The organism is Streptomyces lancefieldiae (assembly GCF_031845825.1).
GTDB lineage: Bacteria > Actinomycetota > Actinomycetes > Streptomycetales > Streptomycetaceae > Streptomyces > Streptomyces lancefieldiae.
In genome coordinates this window covers 1-428 of record NZ_JAVRFH010000355.1, presented here as the reverse complement: position 1 = coordinate 428, position 428 = coordinate 1, and the positions used below count along the sequence as shown (strand labels likewise).

The window sequence follows — 428 nt, the reverse complement described above, 5'->3', positions numbered from 1 at the left end:
CTGGTCCTCCTCATGGCCGTGGACAAGATCGGAGCCATCGCCGCCGCCCTGATCGCCCACGGCAAGGACCCGTCCACCCCGGTCGCCCTCGTCCAGGAGGGCACCACCGCCGCGCAGCGCCGGGTCGACGCGACCCTCGCGGACGTCGGGGAGCGGGCGGTCGCCGAGGACGTGCGCCCGCCCGCCGTGATTGTCATCGGCGAGGTCGTCGCGGTCGGCCCGGACTCCGCGCCACAACCCGCCGACCCGTCGGCCGAATGACGTCGGACCAGTCGGTCCCACCGAGTAACCCGCGGTTACGCATCGCATCCCAGGCGTTGGCACCACACACCGGACAAGGCAGTATCACCCTGTGGCAGACATCATCACCGTCGACGACCCCGACGACCCGCGCCTGAGCGACTACACCGGACTGACCGACGTCGAGC

The 428-nt window shown here is 71.3% G+C and carries 1 pseudogene; it reads left to right on the top strand.

The features are described from left to right. Positions 1 to 261 (top strand): annotated as a pseudogene (locus RM812_RS42485) (uroporphyrinogen-III C-methyltransferase); the annotation flags it as partial. Positions 262 to 428 lie beyond the last annotated feature (167 nt).